Origin of the sequence: Blastomonas sp. CCH1-A6, assembly GCF_001556365.1 — a bacterium.
GTDB classification, from domain to species: domain Bacteria; phylum Pseudomonadota; class Alphaproteobacteria; order Sphingomonadales; family Sphingomonadaceae; genus Blastomonas; species Blastomonas ursincola.
This window is the reverse complement of the sequence record NZ_LSIS01000043.1, coordinates 1-1,700: the sequence shown is the minus strand read 5'-3', so window position 1 is coordinate 1,700 and position 1,700 is coordinate 1. Positions and strand designations below refer to the sequence as shown.

The window sequence follows — 1,700 nt, the reverse complement described above, 5'->3', positions numbered from 1 at the left end:
TGCAATCGCTCTGATCCCTTAGCGTACGTTTTCGAACATTCTCTCACCGGACCCCTTCAGCGCGTGCCCGGCCTCGAACTGATCGACGAGGAGGAGTTAGGCAGCGACAACGACAAGGAGCCCGTTGCCTACCTCCTTGTTCCGGGGGTTGAGTAGCAACGGAACAGAAAACCTACATAAGGCGCGGCTTCAGGCATCGTCGATGCCCGTGACGCTGGGATCACGGAGCGGCCGCAGCTCGCCGCGCGCGACCATGTCGGGGATGGTGAAGGCGTAGCGCCCGAGCATGTTGATGTGTTGGGAGCCGAGCGGCGAGAGGCGCGCGACGTCCTCGTCGAGGATCACATGACCTTCGGTGCGGAGCTGGTTGAGCGCGGCGTCGATGTAGATCGTGTTCCAGAGCACGACCAGATTGACGACGAGCCCAAGCGCGCCGAGTTGATCTTCTTGCCCTTCGCGGTAACGCTGACGAAGCTCACCGCGCTTGCCGTGGAATACGGTGCGGGCGAGCTGGTGACGGCTCTCGCCCCGGTTGAGCTGGACCAGGATGCGTCGCCGGTAGGTTTCGTCATCGATGAACCGCAGCATGTAGAGCGACTTGATGAGGCGGCCAAGTTCCTGGAGCGCGCGCGCTAGCTTGGTCGGGCGATCGTTGGTCTGAAGGACACGGGTGAGCCCAGTCGCGCGCACGACGCCGAGTTTCAGCGATCCGGCCAGGCGCAGCAGGTCATCCCAGTGCTCGACGATCAGCTTGGTGTTGATCCTGTTCGACGCGAGGTCGTCCAGCACACCGTAATCGGCCTTTCCATCGACACGCCAGAACCGCGCGCCGCCGATATCGGCGATGCGCGGCGAGAACTGGAGCCCGAGGAGGTAGAAAACGCCGAAAATCGTGTCGGTATAGCCGGCCGTATCGGTCATGATTTCGCTTGGCCGCAATTCGGTTTCCTGGTCGAGCACGACCGCCAGCAGATGGAGGCTGTCGCGCAACGTACCGGGGACCGTCACGGCATTCAGCCCGGAAAAACGGTCGGAAACCAGATTGTACCAGGTGACGCCGCGTTCGCGCCCGAAATAGCGCGGGTTCGGGCCGGCGTGGATCGTGCGGACCGGCACGGTGAATCGCAGCCCATCGGCCGAGGCGACCTCGCCGCCGCCCCAGGCACGGGTCAGTGGAATCCTGTTATGCGCGGCGACCAGTAGCGCGTTGGCCGCCGTCAGCGTTTCGGCCCGCATGAAGTTCTGCTTCACCCAGCTCAGCCGCGACCGGCGCAAGGCGGGGACCTCCGAGCGGACAAGCGGCTCGAACCCGGTATTGGTTGCCTCCGCGACAAGCACTGCACAGATCGTGGTCGCTATATCCTCAGCGCGCGCATTGCCCTCACTGGCATGAGTGAACGCTGCCCCGAACCCCGTTCGCGCGTGCATCTCCAGGATCAGCTCGGGGAGATCGAGCCGCGGCAGTCGCGCATCGATCGCATTATGCAGGTTGGTGAGGCTCAATGGCTCGTCGATCTTATCGAGCGGTGCGATTGATAGGTCGGCGGCGCTCGCGGTCTTCGTAATTGTCACCGCATCGTTGTCCGGCACGCGCGCGGCTGTTTCGCGGTAGGCAAGATCGAGCCGCGCCGAAAGTTTGGCGATTTCCTCGTCGCCAGCGACCGCCACGCCGACCGTGCGGCATACCGTCGGTCGCGCCG

Annotated in this window: 1 protein-coding gene; it reads right to left on the bottom strand. The window is 63.8% G+C overall.

The window, feature by feature from the left end; translation table 11 throughout:
- Positions 1-189 precede the first annotated feature (189 nt).
- The coding region (locus AX735_RS01995; protein WP_155644763.1) for a Tn3 family transposase at positions 190-1,700 on the bottom strand (1,511 nt) is incomplete at its 5' end.